Origin of the sequence: Polaromonas sp. CG_23.6, assembly GCF_029892315.1 — a bacterium.
GTDB lineage: Bacteria > Pseudomonadota > Gammaproteobacteria > Burkholderiales > Burkholderiaceae_C > Polaromonas.
Window position 1 is genome coordinate 2320908 of the sequence record NZ_JARXUY010000001.1, and the last position, 17308, is coordinate 2338215.

At 58.3% G+C, this 17308-nt stretch carries 13 protein-coding genes; 6 read left to right on the plus strand and 7 right to left on the minus strand.

Translation table 11 applies throughout. The features are described 5' to 3' along the window. Positions 1-4 precede the first annotated feature (4 nt). From scpA to H4V98_RS10985, 5 genes are read left to right on the plus strand one after another with little or no spacing between them, the layout of a single operon-like run. Positions 5-2161: a methylmalonyl-CoA mutase gene (gene scpA / locus H4V98_RS10965; RefSeq protein WP_196863217.1), complete on the plus strand. Its 2157-nt coding sequence runs from the start codon at positions 5-7 to the stop codon at positions 2159-2161. Beyond that, a complete protein-coding gene (meaB, locus tag H4V98_RS10970; protein ID WP_280757502.1) occupies positions 2158-3180 on the plus strand; it encodes a methylmalonyl Co-A mutase-associated GTPase MeaB in 1023 nt (340 codons plus the stop codon). Before scpA ends, meaB begins: the two co-directional genes overlap by 4 nt. Before the next feature lie 49 nt (positions 3181-3229). After that, entirely contained in the window at positions 3230-4762 is a 1533-nt protein-coding gene (locus H4V98_RS10975) for an acyl-CoA carboxylase subunit beta (RefSeq protein ID WP_196863216.1), read from the plus strand. A 20-nt stretch (positions 4763-4782) separates the two neighbouring features. Further along, a complete protein-coding gene (locus H4V98_RS10980) occupies positions 4783-6831 on the plus strand; it encodes an acetyl/propionyl/methylcrotonyl-CoA carboxylase subunit alpha (RefSeq protein ID WP_196863215.1) in 2049 nt (682 codons plus the stop codon). Then, on the plus strand, positions 6831-7313 hold the full coding sequence (locus H4V98_RS10985; RefSeq protein ID WP_196863302.1) for a VOC family protein: 483 nt from the start codon (positions 6831-6833) through the stop codon (positions 7311-7313). Before H4V98_RS10980 ends, H4V98_RS10985 begins: the two co-directional genes overlap by 1 nt. 235 nt (positions 7314-7548) lie before the next feature. Here H4V98_RS10985 and rsxB read toward each other — a convergent pair whose 3' ends face one another. Together rsxB and phaZ are read right to left on the minus strand one after the other, a co-directional pair. After that, positions 7549-8229: an electron transport complex subunit RsxB gene (rsxB, locus tag H4V98_RS10990; protein ID WP_348535223.1), complete on the minus strand. Its 681-nt coding sequence runs from the start codon at positions 8227-8229 to the stop codon at positions 7549-7551. A gap of 70 nt (positions 8230-8299) precedes the next feature. After that, positions 8300-9997, minus strand: coding sequence for a polyhydroxyalkanoate depolymerase (gene phaZ / locus H4V98_RS10995; protein ID WP_280757503.1), 1698 nt, complete (start codon positions 9995-9997; stop codon positions 8300-8302). A gap of 328 nt (positions 9998-10325) precedes the next feature. Here phaZ and ygiD point away from each other — a divergent pair, with 328 nt between their 5' ends. Continuing rightward, positions 10326-11180, plus strand: coding sequence for a 4,5-DOPA dioxygenase extradiol (gene ygiD / locus H4V98_RS11000; protein WP_196863213.1), 855 nt, complete (start codon positions 10326-10328; stop codon positions 11178-11180). 146 nt (positions 11181-11326) lie between these two features. Here ygiD and H4V98_RS11005 read toward each other — a convergent pair whose 3' ends face one another. The 5 genes from H4V98_RS11005 to H4V98_RS11025 form a co-directional block, all read right to left on the minus strand. Continuing rightward, entirely contained in the window at positions 11327-12964 is a 1638-nt protein-coding gene (locus tag H4V98_RS11005) for an ABC transporter substrate-binding protein (protein ID WP_280757504.1), read from the minus strand. Between the two features lie 131 nt (positions 12965-13095). Then, positions 13096-14094, minus strand: a complete 999-nt coding sequence (locus H4V98_RS11010) for a peptide ABC transporter ATP-binding protein (RefSeq protein WP_196863212.1) — start codon at positions 14092-14094, stop codon at positions 13096-13098. Continuing rightward, positions 14091-15107 (minus strand): ABC transporter ATP-binding protein, encoded by a 1017-nt coding sequence (locus H4V98_RS11015; RefSeq protein WP_196863211.1) that lies wholly within the window; start codon positions 15105-15107, stop codon positions 14091-14093. Before H4V98_RS11015 ends, H4V98_RS11010 begins: the two co-directional genes overlap by 4 nt. 133 nt (positions 15108-15240) lie before the next feature. Next, the gene (locus tag H4V98_RS11020; protein WP_196863210.1) at positions 15241-16146 is read right to left on the minus strand and encodes an ABC transporter permease subunit; all 906 of its coding nucleotides are present in this window, start codon (positions 16144-16146) and stop codon (positions 15241-15243) included. After that, on the minus strand, positions 16143-17153 hold the full coding sequence (locus H4V98_RS11025; protein ID WP_196863209.1) for an ABC transporter permease subunit: 1011 nt from the start codon (positions 17151-17153) through the stop codon (positions 16143-16145). The genes H4V98_RS11020 and H4V98_RS11025 overlap by 4 nt, the downstream gene beginning before the upstream one ends. Positions 17154-17308: the final 155 nt, after the last annotated feature.

Below are 17308 nucleotides of genomic sequence, written 5' to 3' on the forward strand. Positions count from 1 at the left end.
CGCCATGAGTTCAACGCCTGATTCTTTCAATGAAGTCACCCTGGAAGCCTGGGCCAAATCAGCCGCCAAATCCGCACCGGGCGGTGACGTTAATGCCCTGAACTGGCAAACGCCTGATGGCATCAGCGTCAAGCCGCTGTACACCGCCGAGGACATCAAGGACCTGCCCTACACCAACACGCTGCCTGGGTTCGAGCCCTTTATTCGAGGCCCGCAGGCCACGATGTATTCGGTGCGTCCGTGGACCATCCGCCAGTACGCAGGCTTTTCAACGGCTGAAGAATCCAACGCGTTTTACCGCAAGGCGCTGGCCGCTGGCGGGCAGGGCGTGTCGGTGGCGTTTGACCTGGCCACGCACCGGGGCTATGACTCCGACCATCCGCGCGTCACCGGCGACGTCGGCAAGGCCGGTGTGGCGATTGACAGCGTGGAGGACATGAAAATCCTGTTCAACGAGATCCCGCTTGACAAGGTCAGCGTCTCCATGACCATGAATGGCGCCGTGCTGCCGGTGCTGGCCGGCTATGTGGTCGCGGCAGAAGAGCAGGGCGTGCGCCAAGACCAGCTCAGCGGCACGATCCAGAACGATGTGCTCAAAGAGTTCATGGTGCGCAACACCTACATCTATCCGCCTGCGCCCAGCATGCGCATCATTGGCGACATCATCGAGTACACGGCGCAGAACATGCCCAAGTTCAACTCGATCTCGATCAGCGGCTACCACATGCAGGAAGCCGGCGCGAATCAGGCGCTGGAGCTGGCATTTACCCTGGCCGACGGCAAGGAGTATGTAAAGACTGCCCTGGGCAAGGGCCTGGACGTTGACGGATTTGCCGGACGCCTGAGCTTTTTCTGGGCCATCGGCATGAATTTCTACCTTGAAGTCGCCAAGATGCGCGCCGCCCGCCTGCTGTGGTGCCGCATCATGAAGGGTTTCGATGCGAAGAACCCCAAGAGCCTGATGCTGCGCACCCACTGCCAGACCAGCGGCTGGAGCCTGACCGAGCAGGACCCGTACAACAACGTCGTGCGCACCACCATCGAAGCCATGGCGGCTGTATTCGGCGGCACGCAAAGCCTGCACACCAACTCTTTTGACGAGGCAATTGCGCTGCCCACAGAGTTCAGTTCGCGCATTGCCCGCAACACCCAGCTCATCATCCAGGAGGAAACCCACATCACCAGCGTGATTGACCCGTGGGCGGGCAGCTACATGATGGAAAAGCTGACGCAGGACATGGCCGACGCCGCCTGGACAATCATCGAAGAAGTCGAAGCCATGGGCGGCATGGTCAAGGCTGTGGACAGCGGCTGGGCGAAGCTCAAGATCGAAGCGGCGGCGGCAGAAAAACAGGCGCGCATCGACAGCGGCAAGGACGTGATCGTCGGTGTCAACAAGTACAGGCTCAAGACCGAAGACGCGATTGACGCTCGCGACATCGACAACGTGGCGGTGCGTGACGGGCAGATCGAACGGCTGAAAGAAATTAGATCAAAACGCGACTCTGCGCAGGTACAGCATGCATTAGATGCTATTACTTTTGCAGCAGAGAACAATTCTGGCAACTTGCTCGACCTGAGCATCCAGGCGATGCGGCTGCGCGCCACGGTGGGCGAGGTCAGCGACGCGCTTGAAAAAGTGTACGGCCGCCACCGCGCCGACACGCAAAAGGTCAGCGGCGTGTATGCCGCCGCCTACGACTCGGCCGAAGGCTGGGAAACGCTCAAGAGCGAAATCAACAACTTTGCCGAAGCCGAAGGCCGCCGCCCGCGCGTGATGATTTCCAAGCTCGGCCAGGACGGCCATGACCGGGGCGCCAAGGTCGTTGCCACCGCATTTGCCGACCTGGGCTTTGACGTGGACATGGGCCCACTGTTCCAGACGCCAGAGGAATGCGCCCGCCAGGCGATTGAAAACGACGTGCATGCGGTGGGCGTTTCAACGCTGGCCGCCGGCCACAAGACGCTGGTGCCGGCCATCATTGCCGAATTGAAAAAGCAGGGCGCGGACGACATCATCGTGTTCGTCGGTGGCGTGATTCCCCGACAGGACTATGACATGCTGTACGACGCCGGCGTGAAGGGCATCTACGGCCCCGGCACGCCGATTCCGGCCAGCGCCAAGGACGTGCTGGAGCAGATCCGGGCTGCTATCAAGTGATCGAGGGCGAATTGCTGGAAGGCGTGCTGCACGGCAACGCGGTTCAACAGCGCCGCGCCATTGCCAAATCCATCACCCTGCTCGAATCGACCCGCGCCGACCACCGCACGCAGGGCGACGAGTTGCTCACCACGCTGCTGCCGCACACCGGCAAGGCGTTTCGCCTTGGCATCAGCGGCGTGCCGGGTGTCGGAAAATCCACCTTCATTGAAGTGCTGGGCCTGTACCTGATCAAGCAGGGCCACCGGGTGGCGGTGCTGACCATTGACCCCTCATCGAGCGTGTCGGGCGGCTCCATTCTGGGCGACAAGACGCGCATGGAAATGCTCTCGGTTCACGAATCAGCCTATATCCGGCCCAGTCCTTCGAGTTGCACCCTGGGCGGTGTGGCAGAGAAAACCCGCGAAGCCATGCTGGTTTGCGAAGCGGCCGGCTACGACGTGGTGATTGTCGAAACCGTCGGCGTCGGCCAGTCCGAAACGGCCGTGGCCAACATGACCGACATGTTCGTGGTCATGCAACTGCCCAACGCGGGCGATGATTTGCAGGCGATCAAGAAGGGCGTGATGGAACTGGCCGATCTGGTCATCATCAACAAGGCCGACATTGACGCTATCGCCGCAATGCGCGCTGAGGCCCAGATCAAGTCGGCCATGCGCCTGTTTGGCCTGGTCAACAACGCCATGGGCGCTGCGCAGGCGGCTGACTTTGACAAGCAGTGGCATGCGCAAGTTCTGCAGCTCAGCGCTCTGCACAACAAGGGCGTCGATGCATTCTGGGCGGCGGTGATGGAGTTCAGAGGTTTGCAGACGGCAAACGGCAAGCTGGCCAGCCGGCGCCAGCATCAGGCGCTGAGCTGGATGTGGGAACGCATCGATGCCGGCCTGAAACTGGCATTTCGCCAGGACCCGGCGGTCAGCGCCCTGTTGCCGTCCCTGCTGGAACAAGTGGACAATGGCCAGCTTCCTGCCTCGACTGCAGCACGAAATCTGCTCTTTGCGCACATGCAGCGGGCATAACCAGCTATTAAATAAGTAGCATAGAGTCAGAATCAAAAGAAAGCGATGTATGCAGGAAATTCTTGAGCAATTGGAAAAAAAGCGCGCGGCGGCCCGCTTGGGCGGGGGCCAAAAGCGCATTGATGCGCAGCATGGAAAAGGCAAGCTGACGGCGCGCGAGCGTCTGGACGTATTGCTGGACGAAGGCACATTCGAGGAATGGGACATGTTTGTCGAACACCGCTGCAGCGACTTCGGCATGCAGGACAACAAGATTCCGGGTGACGGCGTGGTCACTGGCTACGGCATGATCAATGGCAGGCTGGTGTTTGTCTTCAGCCAGGATTTCACCGTGTTTGGCGGCGCCCTGAGCGAAGCCCATGCCGAAAAAATCTGCAAGGTGATGGACCAGGCGATGAAGGTCGGCGCGCCGGTGATCGGCCTGAACGATTCGGGCGGGGCGCGCATTCAGGAAGGCGTGGCGTCGCTGGGCGGTTATGCCGACGTGTTCCAGCGCAACGTCATGGCCAGCGGCGTGATTCCGCAGATCAGCATGATCATGGGGCCTTCAGCAGGCGGCGCGGTCTATTCACCGGCCATGACCGACTTCATTTTCATGGTCAAGGACTCGTCCTACATGTTTGTCACCGGCCCCGAAGTGGTCAAGACCGTGACGCATGAGGAAGTAACAGCCGAAGAACTGGGCGGCGCCATCACCCACACCACCCGGAGTGGCGTGGCCGACCTGGCGTTCGAGAACGATGTCGAAGCGCTCATCATGCTGCGCCGCCTGTACAACTACCTGCCGCTGAACAACCGCGAAAAAGCGCCGACGCGCCCCAGCGCCGACCCGGCCAACCGCATGGACATGAGCCTGGACACGCTGGTGCCCTTGAGCGCCAACAAGGCGTACGACATGAAGGAACTCATCACCAAGACGGTCGACGATGGCGACTTTTTCGAGATCCAGCCCGAGTACGCGAAGAACATCATCATCGGTTTTGCCCGCATGGAAGGACAGTCGGTCGGCATTGTCGCCAATCAGCCTTTGGTGCTGGCCGGCTGCCTTGACATCAAAAGCTCCATCAAGGCGGCACGCTTTGTGCGGTTTTGCGATGCCTTCAACATTCCGGTCATTACCTTTGTCGATGTGCCCGGCTTCATGCCCGGCACCTCGCAGGAATACGGCGGCATCATCAAGCATGGCGCCAAGCTGCTGTATGCCTATGCCGAATGCACGGTGCCAAAAATCACCGTCATCACCCGCAAGGCCTACGGCGGCGCATATGACGTGATGAGTTCCAAGCACCTGCGCGGCGACGTGAACTTTGCCTGGCCGAATGCCGAAATTGCCGTCATGGGCGCCAAGGGCGCGGTCGAGATCATCTTTCGCGAAGACAAGGGCGACCCGGTCAAGCTCGCCGCCAAGGAAGCCGAATACAAGGCACGGTTTGCCAATCCGTTTGTCGCCGGCGCGCGCGGCTTCATCGACGACGTGATCCTGCCGCACGAAACCCGCAAGCGCATCTGCCGCTCGCTGGTGATGCTCAAGGACAAGAAGCTTGAAAATCCGTGGCGCAAGCACGGCAATATTCCACTCTAAGCGCCCGAGGAAAAAATACGATGTTTACCAAAATTCTGATCGCCAACCGGGGCGAAATTGCCTGCCGGGTTATTCTTACCGCCCGCAAGATGGGAATCAAGACGGTGGCGGTGTATTCAGACGCCGACAAGGATGCCCGCCATGTCGAACTGGCCGATGAAGCCGTCAACATCGGGCCCGCGCCAAGCCGTGACAGCTACCTGCAAGCCGAAAAAATCATTGCCGCCTGCAAGCAGACTGGCGCCGAAGCGGTGCATCCCGGCTACGGTTTCCTCAGTGAAAATGCGGGCTTTGCCAAGCGGGTGGAGGAAGAAGGCATTGTTTTCATCGGCCCCAAGCATTATTCGATTGCCGCCATGGGTGACAAGATCGAATCCAAGAAGCTGGCAGGGGCTGCGGGCGTGAACTGCATTCCGGGCGTCAACGACGCGATTGAAACGGCTGAAAAAGCGGTGGAAATTGCGCAGAGTATCGGCTACCCGGTGATGATCAAGGCCAGCGCTGGCGGCGGTGGCAAGGGTTTGCGTGTCGCCTTCAACGACAAGGAAGCGTTCGAGGGCTACACCAGTTGCCGCAACGAAGCGCGTAACAGCTTTGGCGACGACCGGGTGTTTATCGAGAAGTTTGTCGAGGAACCGCGCCATATCGAAATCCAGTTGATCGGCGACAGCCATGGCAATGTAATCTACCTGAATGAACGCGAGTGCTCGATCCAGCGCCGTCACCAGAAGGTGATCGAAGAAGCGCCATCGCCCTTCATCAGCGACGAGACGCGCAAGGCGATGGGCGAGCAGGCGGTGCAACTGGCCAAGGCCGTGAACTACCAGTCGGCCGGCACGGTCGAGTTTGTCGTTGGCAAGGACCAGAGCTTTTATTTCCTGGAAATGAACACTCGCTTGCAGGTCGAGCATCCGGTCACTGAATGCATCACCGGCCTGGACCTGGTGGAATTGATGATTCGCGTGGCGGCTGGCGAAGCGTTGCCGCTCACGCAAGATCAGGTCAAGCGCGACGGCTGGGCGATTGAATGCCGCATCAATGCCGAAGACCCTTTCCGGGGATTTTTGCCCTCCACGGGCCGGCTGGTGCGCTTTCAGCCACCCAAGGAAACGATGTTTGCATCGGACATCGAACACCTACACGGCGTGCGGGTCGATACCGGCGTGCAGGACGGCGGCGAGATTCCGATGTTCTATGACTCGATGATTGCCAAGCTGATCGTGCACGGCACTGACCGCAATGACGCCATTGCGAAGATGCGCGAGGCGCTGAACAGCTTTGTGATTCGCGGCGTCAGCAGCAACATTCCATTCCAGGCGGCCTTGCTTGCGCATCCGAAGTTTGTGGCCGGCGACTTCAACACCGGTTTCATTGCCGAAAACTACGCCAACGGTTTCCGTGCCGAAGACGTGCCGCATGAAGATGCCGACTTTTTGGTGGCATTGGCTGCGTATGTGAATCGCCGCATCCTGGCGAGGGCTGCTGGCATCAGCGGCCAGTTGCCGGGCCATGGCGTCACGGTGGGCGAAGAGTATGTGGTGATTGGCCTGGGCGACAGCGGTGAAAACACCGCGCAACCTGCAGTGGTGCGGGATTATCAAGCCGTTTCAGGCTCCAGCGCAGTACAGACGGGTGATAAGCGCTATGAAATATGTAGCGGCTGGCATCTGGGCGGTGCGCGCATTCGCGGCACTGTCAATGGGCAGCCGTTTGCCGCGCAGGTCGAACGTGGCGTGGGCAAGAATCCACTGGCGATACGCATCATTCACAACGGCACCCGGCTCGATGCCATGGTCTTGTCGCCGCGTGCCGCCGGGTTTCATGCGCTGATGCCTTTCAAGGCACCGCCGGACATGAGTCGCTTTGTGCTTTCGCCCATGCCTGGCTTGTTGGCTGAGGTGTCGGTGCAAGTCGGTCAAAAGGTGCAGGCCGGCGAGCGCGTGGCCGTGATCGAGGCCATGAAGATGGAAAACGTGCTGTTCGCCATGGCAGACGGGGTGGTTGGCAAGGTACTGGCATCCAGGGGCGAGTCGCTGAGCGTGGACCAGCCGATTGTGGAGTTTGTATGATGGCGGCGGCTGACAAGCGCCCGTTCAAGGTGCTGGGCATCCAGCAGATCGCCATTGGCGCCACTCACAAGGACAGGCTTCGCCGGTTGTGGGTCGATATGCTGGGGCTGGAGGTCACCGGTAACTTCGTCAGTGAACGCGAGAATGTCGATGAAGATATCTGCAGCATCGGCACCGGCCCGTTCAAGGTTGAGGTGGACCTGATGCAGCCGGTGGATATTGATAAAAAACCGGCAGTCCACACCACGCCGCTCAACCATGTTGGTTTGTGGATTGACGACCTGCCCGCTGCAGTGCAATGGCTCACGGCGCAGGGCGTTCGCTTTGCGCCGGGCGGCATCCGTAAGGGGGCAGCGGGTTTTGACATCTGCTTCCTGCATCCCAAGTCGAATGAAGAGTTTCCGATCGCTGGCGAGGGCGTGCTGATTGAAATGGTCCAGGCTCCGGAAGAAGTCATCAACGCGTTCAGTGCACAAACCTAACGCTGAAAAGTGACTTGGTCACGACACCGCGTTGAATTTTTCCGTCAGACTGTTGCGTTAACCGCAGAGAGTCGACTCCGTGTCGAAGGTCCCAAGCCACGCATGCATTTCTCAGTGCCTTTTTTGAACCAAAGGGGCGAAGTGTTTGTTGACTGTGTCGTATGCAGGAATTTCGTTGCCAACTGATGTCAATGCCAGGATTCAATCTGGAAGTATTTTCCGCGCAACCCAAAGTTCATGTCTTTGGCACACGCTGGGCGCGTGACCGTTCCAGTGCTGCCTTGATGATTGCGCGTTTGCGTTCAGCCTCGTCGGTAGCCGGCTGCGTCCGGGCAGACTGCTGGCTTGCCGGCTTCATCGTCGTAGCTGCTGTTTCTTCAGAAATTTCAGAGACTTTGTGCTTGTCCCGATTGTTTCTATGCTTATGAACTTCATGGCGTGCATGTGCGGCTTGTGCTTGAGGCTCTGACCAGGCATTCCAGCCTGTGCGGGTCCCGGTGACGTCTTCCAGCTTGATGCAGTCGACAGGGCAAACCGGCAGGCATAACTCGCATCCCGTGCAGACGGGCTCAATCACGGTATGCATCATTTTGTTGCTGCCGACGATTGCATCCACTGGACAGGCCTTGATGCACAAGGTGCAACCGATGCACCAGTCTTCATCGATGAAAGCAACGGAACGCGGCCCTTCCAGTCCATTCAGGGGATTCAGCGGCAGCACCGGCAAGGCTGTTATGGCTGACAGGCGCCTTATTCCTTCGATTCCGCCGGGCGGACACTGGTTGATGGCCGCTTGGTCTGAAACAATGGCTTGCGCGTAGGCCGCGCAATCTATGTAGCCACAGCGCGTGCATTGCGTCTGGGGGAGTGCTGAATTGATGCGGTCAAACAGAGTGTTGGGATAGGTTGGCGTCACAACCTATTGTCCCACTGGTTGTCAAACCGCTTTTAAGGCGCTGTCACATGTTGGACCGCGCCAAGCTTTCTCATGCAGCTGATTTTTCCGGAGGAATAGGCGTGTCGGTTGATGCTTTGACCCCTGAATCCGGGGCCGAGGCCACGGTTGCATCCGGCATGGTCGTAGTCTGTGCCTCTGCAGTCGGGTTGTTCTTGGAAACAAATTCCGGCTTGTTCGCTGTATTTTTGACGGCCATCAGCACAGGCTTGCCCACTGGAGGTTTTTCTGCGCCGTTCGGAATCTCTTTTGCCGGTGATTCCGCAGCCGCCACTTTTGATTTAAGCCCGGGTGTTGTGGTTGCAGTCTTGGTGCCGCGCTTGGCAGCTTGTTTCTCAGCTTCAGCGGCGACCAAGGTCGTTGATGTCTTGAGTGTTGAAGGAGTTTCCAGTGTTGGCTGATTCACCGGCTTAGCTGCTTTTTTAGCTGCTACTGGCGCTTTTCCAATGTGTGCGAGTGGCTCGTTATGTTGGAGAATGAAGCTTTTTACCGCTGGATAGACCACGTCACGCCAGCGTCGACCGCTGAAAATACCGTAATGGCCAGCGCCTTCGGCTTCCAGATGGACCTTTTGGCCTGCTGCCACGCCACTGCACATGTCAAGCGCCGCGCGGGTCTGGCCGGAGCCGGAAATATCGTCCAGTTCGCCTTCCACGGTCATCACGGCCGTAGTTTTAATGTCGCCCGGTTTGACGCGCTCAAGATTACCTTCAGTGGACATTACGTCCCAGGTGCCATTGACGAGTTTGAAATCCTGGAAAACCGTTTTGATGGTTTCAAGATAATAGTCGGCGTCCATATCAAGAACAGCGTTGTACTCATCATAGAACTTGCGATGCGCATCTGTGCTGACGTCGTCGCCCTTGATCAAATTCTTGAAGAAGTCATAGTGACTGGTGGCATGGCGGTCGGGGTTCATGGCCACAAAACCGGTATGCTGCAGGAAGCCGGGGTAGACACGTCGTCCCTTGCCAGCAAAGTTTCCAGGCACGGCATAGATCACATTGTTTTCAAACCACTCGTAGGGCTTGGTCGTCGCCAGGTTGTTAACCGATGTGGGACACAGGCGTGCATCAATCGGGCCGCCCATCATGATCATGGACAGCGGGGTTTTTTCTCCGCGGGATGCCATCAGCGAAATCGCCGCGAATACAGGCACGGTGGGTTGGCAAACGCTGATGACATGGCAATTGCCGTATTTGCCTTGCAGATGGCGAATGAATTCCTGCACATAGTTCACATAGTCGTCGAGGTGGAAAGCGCCTTCGGACAGCGGCACATCACGTGCATTTTTCCAGTCGGTGATGTAGACCTTGTGGTCTTTGAGCATGGTCTTGACTGTGTCACGCAGCAGAGTGGAGTAATGGCCCGACAAGGGCGCGACCACCAGCACGGCTGGCTGGTCTTTGAGTTGCGTGAGCGTGTCAGAATCATCTGTGAACCGCTTGAATCGGCGCAGCTCGCAAAAAGGTTTGTCAACTTCGATGCGCTCATGGATCGCCAAACTTACACCTTGCTTGTCAACATCCACCTGATGGATGTCGAACGATGGCTTTTCGTAGTCTTTGCCAAGCCGGTACATGAGGCTGTAGCCGGCCGAGACACGCTGGGACAGCGGAGTTTTACCAAGGGGTGACAAAGGGCTGGTATAGAGCTTTGCCGCTGCCTGCGCAAAGTCAACAAACGGCTCCATCAACGTGCGCTGGGATTCATAGAGTTTGTACAGCATCGGGAGGAACCTTTTTTATGAAAAATTTTAAAAAACCAAATATGTTGCAGTGCAATATAACAGTCGAAGCTACTTGTCAACTAGGGATAATTGCCAATTTCTAACAAAAAATAACAAATTTATAAAAACAGAATACCTCATTTTAGGTATTGAGACCAAGTCTTTGATGGAACTCTATGCTAGAGAAAATTTCTTATAAAAACAAGAAGAGTTGGTTTGCGGTATCGGAAAAGCTCGCCAAGCTTTGAAGGAACTCTTCGCCAAAATATCAATTTTGTAGCAATCTACTGAGCAAGACTTTCTACTTCATCATTTCCAGAGGACAAACATGCTCAACCCGCTAAATGCCCATTCCCTTGACAGCTTGCCGTCGCTGAAAAAATCTGACAGATTGCCGGTCATGTTCATTGGGCATGGCAGTCCAATGAATGCCATTGGCGACAACGAATACCGGCGAAGCTGGCAGGCCCTGGGTGCCCGGTTTGGCACAGAACTGCCCCGACCGCAACTGATCCTGTGCATTTCGGCCCACTGGCTGACGCAAGGCTGGTGGCTCACCGCCATGGCGCAACCCAAGACCATTCATGACTTTGGCGGATTTCCGCAGGAACTGTTTGACCAGCAATACCCTGCACCCGGCGATCCAGATGCGGCGCGCGCCATCAGCGTGCTGGTCCGGCAGCGTGCGTCGGCGCCGCTGGGGCTTGATACTGGTGAATGGGGTCTGGACCATGGCGCCTGGTCAGTGCTCAAGCCAATGTTTCCCGACGCCGACATTCCGGTGATCCAGCTCAGCATGGACTACGGACGCGCGCCCGAAGACCATTACGCCCTGGCCAAGCAGCTCAAGGCGCTGCGTGACCGGGGCGTGTTGATTGTGGCCAGCGGCAACATCGTGCACAACCTGCGCCAGATGCAGCGCGGCGCCAGCGGCAACCAGGCTTTTGACTGGGCGCTGGAGTTCGACCAGACCATAGGCGGGCAACTTCAGCAAGGCAATCTGGATGCCTTGCCCAATTTTCAGAAGCTGGGTTCACTGGCCAGCATGGCCCATCCGACCCATGAGCATTACTTGCCATTGCTGTATGCGGCCGGTGCGGTTGATGCGCGCGAACCGATGCGGTTTTTTAACACCAGCTTCCAGGGCGGCTCGATCTCCATGCGCTCGATGGTCTGGGGTTGAACGTCAATGCTATGAAAGATGTAGCTGCTAAAGCAATACCAGTATGCGCAAATGCCATAAATTACTACTAATAAAATAAAAATGCCGGTCAGTTGATCGCTGACTGGCATGGTAGGTGGCGGACCCTTGCAGGCAGGCCAGGCTGCTTATTCCTTGATGTCGACGCCGTAGAAGTTATGCCGGCCAAACGGCGAGTTCTTGAAGTCAATGACGTTTTTGCGGACTGGTTTGATCTGCACAGCATGGGCAATGGTGAACCAGGGTGCCTGCTCTTTGAAAATTACCTGCGCCTGCTGGTACAGCTTGGTGCGTTCGGCCATGCTGGTCACGGTTTTGGCCTTCAGCACAATATCTTCATACGGCTGGTAGCAAAACTTGGCAATGTTGCTTCCGCTGACCGACTGCGCCGAAGCGCAGCCCAGCAGTGTGTACAAAAAGTTGTCCGGATCGCCGTTGTCGCCGGTCCAGCCCAGCATGCCCATCTGATGCTCGCCGGCCTGCATCCGCTTGCGGTATTCGCCCCATTCAAAGCTCTTGATTTCAGCCTTGACGCCGACCTTGACCAGATCAGCCTGCATCAGCTCGGCAATCCGTTTGGCATTCGGGTTGTACGGGCGCTGCACCGGCATGGCCCATAAATCAGTGGTGAATCCGTCCGGGTAGCCGGCTGCCGCCAGCAATTTCTTGGCAGCTTCAGGGTTGTACTCGTCATCCTTGATGGCGTCGTTATAGGACCACATCGTTGGCGGAATCGGATTCTTTGCGACGATTCCGGTTCCCAGATACACGCCGTCCACAATGGCCTTTTTATTGATTGCCATGTTGATGGCCTTGCGCACGCGCACGTCGTCAAACGGCTTTTTAGTGGTGTTGTAAGCCAGGTAGCCGACGTTGAGTCCTGGTTGCTCCAGAACCTGCACGTTCGGATCCTTGCGAATCGCCTCCAGGTCAGCCGGGTTGGGGTAGGGCATGACGTGGCATTCGCCTTTTTGCAACTTGGCCCAGCGCACCGACGCATCGGGCGTGATCGAGTAAATCAGGTCGTCAATCTTGGCCTTGCCGGCCCAATGCTGGGGAAACGCCTTGTAGCGGATGACGGCATCCTTCTGGTACTGAAGCAGCGAGAAAGGGCCTGTGCCGATAGGGTCCTGGTCGATCTTTTCCGGTGTGCCGGCTTTCAACATGGCATCGGCATATTCCTTCGACTGGACAGCCGCATAAGGCATTGCCAGATTGGCCAGGAAAGGCGCTTCAGGCTTGTTCAGCGTAATCTTGATGGTGTAGTCATCAACCTTTTGTACCGATGTCAGCAGCTTGGGCATGCCCATGTCGCTGAAATAGGAGTGGTTGGGGCTGGTGACCCTGAAAAAAGCGTTGTCTTCCTTCCACTGACGCTCGAACATGAACAGCACATCGTCGGCATTGAAGTCGCGCGTGGGCTTGAAGCTTTTGCTCGTGTTATGCCATTTCACGCCTTTGCGCAGATGAAAGGTGTATTCCTTGCCGTCGGCCGAGATGTCCCACTTTTCGGCCAACCCTGGCACCACAGTGGTGCCGCCACGCTCAAACTCGACGATGCGGTTATAGATGGGGTCATTGGCATCAAAGGACGTGCCCGTGGTGTTCACGCCGGGATAAAAGTTTTCCGGGCTGCCTTCGGAGCAAAACACCAGGGTTTTGGCCGATACCGGCGAAAGCGCCAGCAATGCGGGCAGAGCCAGCGCGCAAATCAGAGTGCGCTTCAGGGGACGCAGCCGGCTGGCAGGGGTGAGGGTCTGTTTCATCTGACGACTTCCTTCGAGGTTGGTGCTGCATCGCAGCGGGCTGGCGGCCAGACTTCCCACACGCTTGGCGTGTGCTTGCTGGTCATTCGAAAAGGGTTCGCAACAAAGAGGGCAAGGTGTTGTTCCTGAGTTCACGCAACCATAAAATTTTCGGCATAGTGGCAGGCAACGCGCCGGCCGGCAACATCGCGAAGCTCCGGTCTTTCGGCACGGCAGCGTTCGGTCACATGCGGACAACGGGTGGAAAACACGCAGCCTTTGGGTGGATTGAGAGGCGAAGGCAGTTCGCCCTTGAGCACGATGCGGTGCTTGATGACGCTGCTGCCGGCCAGGCTGGGGGTCGAAGCCAGCAAAGCCTGGGTGTAGGGATGCAGCGGTTGTGCGAACAGCGTGTTTTTCTCGCCCTGTTCGACGGCATGGCCCAGGTACATCACCAGTACGTCGTGGGCGATGTGGCGCACGACGCCCAGGTCATGCGAGATGAAGAGATACGCCAGCCCCATCGACTGCTGCAGGTCGGCCAGCAGGTTGAGCACCTGCGCCTGAATCGACACGTCCAGCGCCGACACCGGCTCGTCGGCCACCACCAGCGCCGGGTTCAGCATCAGCGCGCGGGCAATGGCGACACGCTGGCGCTGACCGCCGGAAAACATGTGCGGATAACGGTCGTAATGCTCGGGCCGAAGGCCGACCAGTGCCAGCATGGCCTGCGCTTTTTCGGCCCGCTCGGGCGCCGTCAGGGGCGTATTGATTTCAAGCGGTGCTTCCAGAATGGCACCGATTTTCTTTCGCGGGTTGAGCGATCCGTAGGGGTTCTGGAACACCAGTTGAACCGCCTTGCGAAGCTTCAAGTGCTGTTCGTCTGAACCGTGCACCGCATCGACGCCGGTGATGCTGAGTTCGCCACTGCTTGGGGTTTCAATCAGCGACACCATGCGCGCCAGCGTTGATTTTCCGCAGCCCGATTCACCGACCACAGCCAGCGTCTTGCCGGCGTGGACGGTGAACGACACGCCGCCGACAGCCTGAAGCAGATCGGGCCTGGCCATGAAGCCACGCCGGATTTCATAGACGCGCTTGAGGTTTTTGGCTTCGACCACGGGCGCGGTCACTGGGGCTGGGCTCCTCATCGTGCGGTTTCCGGCATGGGGTTGTCGTGCGCCATGGCCGCTTCCCTGCCGGGGTCGCCCAGCGGATAGTGGCAGCGCACCATGCCGTCCTGCCAGGCGCGCAGCGCCGGGCGCACGGTTCGCGAATGCTCGGTGGCGTAGGCGCAGCGCGGTGCAAACAGGCAGCCGGTTGGCCGGTCGTAGAGGCCGGGCACCATGCCGGGAATAGTCGCCAGCCGGCTGTTGCCATCGCTGCGCTCGGGCAGCGCGGCCAGCAATGCTTCGGTGTAGGGATGCTGGGGACTGTTGAACAAGGCGTGGGCGCTTTGCTCTTCCATGATCTGGCCGGCATACATGACGGCCACGCGCTGCGCCATCTCGGACACAACGCCCATGTTGTGGGTGATCAGCACCAGCGCCATGCCACGTTCCTTTTGCAGGCTGCGCAGCAGATCAAGGATTTGCGCCTGGATGGTCACGTCGAGGGCGGTGGTCGGCTCGTCGGCAATCAACAAGCGCGGATTGCAGGCAATCGCCATGGCAATCATCACGCGCTGGTTCATGCCGCCTGACAGCTGGTGCGGATACGCCTTGAGCCGACTTTCGGGCGCTGGAATGCCAACCTGCTCCAGCAGCTCGATGGCCTGGCGTGTGGCGGCCTTGCGGTCCAGGCCCAGATGCAGGCGCAGCGTCTCCGTGATCTGGAAGCCGACGGTAAAGCACGGGTTCAGGCTGGTGGTCGGGTCCTGGAAAATCATCGCCACGTCCTTGCCGGTGAGCTTGCTGCGCTCGCCATCCGACAGTGAAAACAGGTCGTGGCCGGCAAAACGCAACTTGTCGGCGCGCACCCGGCCTGGAAAGGCCACCAAGCCCATGAGGGCCATCATGGTAACGCTTTTGCCGGAGCCGGATTCGCCGACGATGCCCAGGACTTCGCCTTCTTCCAGCGACAGGCTGACGCCGTCCACCGCATGCATCACGCCGTTTTGCGAGGGAAACTCGACGGACAGGTTTTCTATTTCAAGCAGAGCCATGTTTAAATCCTGCCCCTTCTCGGCTCACTGCGTGTAGCCGGATCCCCGCGCTGGGGACAACACCTGCGGCCCGGCAAGGCCTTCTCCGTGCTGTTACTTGCGAAGAGGTCTATCGGGTGTATATAGATCTTATTCATCGTTTGAGTTTGGGGTCGAACGCATCGCGCAGTCCGTCGCCCAGCAAATTGAAGGCCAGAACGGTGATCAGGATGGCCAGCCCGGGAAAGGTCACGACCCACCAGGCGCGCAGCACGAATTCACGGGCATCCGCCAGCATGGTGCCCCATTCGGGTGAAGGTGGTTGCGCCCCCAAACCCAGGAAGCCAAGCGCCGCAGCGTCAAGAATGGCAGTGGAAACACCAAGTGACGCCTGCACGATCAGCGGCGCAGCGCAATTCGGCAAAATTTCGCTGAACATCAGCCGCATCCGGCCCGCGCCGCTCATGCGGGCTGCGGTGACGTAGTCTCGGGATGTTTCGGCAATAACTGCTGCGCGTGTAATACGCACGTAATGCGGCAACACCACGATGGCCACCGCCAGCATCGCATTCATCAGGCCGGGGCCCAGAATGGCGACGATGACAATGGCCAGCAACAGACTGGGCAGGGTCAGGATGATGTCCATTAGCCGCATGATGGCAATTTCAAAAACACCCCGGAAAAATCCGGCCAGCAGACCCAGCACGGTGCCCACCACCACCGATATCGCCACCACAGCCAGGCCGATGACCAGCGACAGCCGCGCGCCGTACATCAGGCGAGACAGGATGTCTCTGCCAATGGCGTCGGTGCCCAGGGGGTAGGACCAGGAGCCGCCCACTTGCCAGGCGGGGGGCTGCAGGAAAACAGTGCTGTCTGTGATGTTGGGGGAATGCGGTGCCAGCCACGGGGCAAACAAGGCCACCAGCAGCACCGTCACGACAACAACCAAACCCATCACGGCACCACGGTTGGCGCTGAAATAGCTCCAGAATTCGCGCAAGGGATGGACCGGGGCGGGTCCGCTGGAAAGCTTCGTTTTCAAAATAACCGTGCTCATCGCTGGTGCCTGATGCGGGGATTGATGATGCCGTAGGTGATGTCCACCAGCAGGTTGACCGCCATGACAATGGCGCCCAGCAGCAGGATGCCGCCCTGCAGCACCGGGTAGTCGCGCCGGCTGATGGCTTCAATTAGCCATTTTCCGACACCGGGCCATGAAAAAATTGTTTCGGTCAGGATGGCGCCAGTGAACAGCACGCCGACCTGCAGTCCTATCACGGTGACCACCGGAATCAAGGCGTTGCGCAGGGCATGAACGGCCACCACGCGCAGGTTGGACAGGCCCTTGGCGCGCGCAGTACGGATGTAGTCCTCACCCAGCACTTCAAGCATGGCCGAGCGCGTCATGCGCGCAATGACGGCCAGCGGATTGGTACCCAGCACAATCGTCGGCAAAATCAGGTGCGAAGCCGCCGACCAGAAGGCGCCCTTGTCGTCTGACAGGAGCGAGTCGATCAGCAGGAAACCTGTGGTTGGCTCAATGTAGTACTGTACGGACATGCGGCCCGACACCGGCGTCCATCCCAGCTGGACTGAAAAAAGCAGGATCAGCAGCAACCCCCACCAGAAAATCGGCATTGAATAACCCGTCAGGGAAATGCCCATCACGCCGTGGTCAAGGATGGAGTTTCGCTTGACAGCCGCAAGAATCCCGGCCGGAATGCCGATCAGCAGCGCGAAAAGAATGGCGCAGACGGCCAGTTCAATGGTGGCCGGAAACAGCGTCATGAATTCGCTGAGGACCGGTTCCTGGGTGATCAGCGACTTGCCGAGGTCTCCCTCGAGCACCCGGCCGATATAGATGCCGTACTGCACCAGCACCGGCTTGTCGAGGCCGAACTCCTTGAGTAATTGGGCATGGCGCGCCGGATCAATGCCGCGCTCGCCCGCCATGGTTTCAATCGGGTCTCCCGGCACCATGCGGATCAGGAAAAAAGCCAGCAATGTCATGCCCAGGAAGGTAGGAATGATCAGGCTCAGGCGGGTGAAAATAAAGCGCAGCATGGATTTGAAAAACTACTGGTCTGGTTCGTGGGGGACAGGGCCAGCAAATGATTGAATATAAGGACAAACTGCAGCTGGCTCGACAGGCAACATTTTTTCAGTGCCAGAACGCTTGAACTTAACCTGAAGCAATTGCAATGTAGCAATAAATGCGC